The sequence below is a fragment of the Undibacterium sp. 5I2 genome, assembly GCF_035019605.1.
GTDB lineage: Bacteria > Pseudomonadota > Gammaproteobacteria > Burkholderiales > Burkholderiaceae_D > Undibacterium.
The window spans coordinates 1-258 of the sequence record NZ_JASJVS010000191.1 but is presented as its reverse complement, the minus strand read 5'-3'; the positions used below and the strand labels follow the sequence as shown (position 1 = coordinate 258).

Annotated in this window: 1 protein-coding gene; it reads right to left on the bottom strand. The window is 45.7% G+C overall.

Translation table 11 applies throughout. The features are described from left to right. Nucleotides 1–199, bottom strand: a 199-nt coding sequence (gene tnpA, locus QN359_RS19930; RefSeq protein WP_323493640.1) for an IS200/IS605 family transposase, incomplete at its 3' end; no start/stop codon positions are given. Nucleotides 200–258: the final 59 nt, after the last annotated feature.

Genomic DNA, 258 nt, shown 5'->3' with positions numbered 1-258 from the left:
AGTGTACGTGGTCATCCTCGCCGTCGAACTCTACCAGTTCCGCTTCGAAGTCAACGCAGACACTGGCGAATATCGGGCGCAGGTCGTCAAGAATCTCTTTTGTAAACACTCCGCGACGGTATTTTGTCACGAAGACCAGATGGACATGCATCATGAACATGCAATGCCTGCCAGTTCTAATATCGTTGTTTTCATCGATCATAGACCAGAGTATGATTGAATCATGCAACGACTTCAAGCCTTTAAATTCGAATTGAT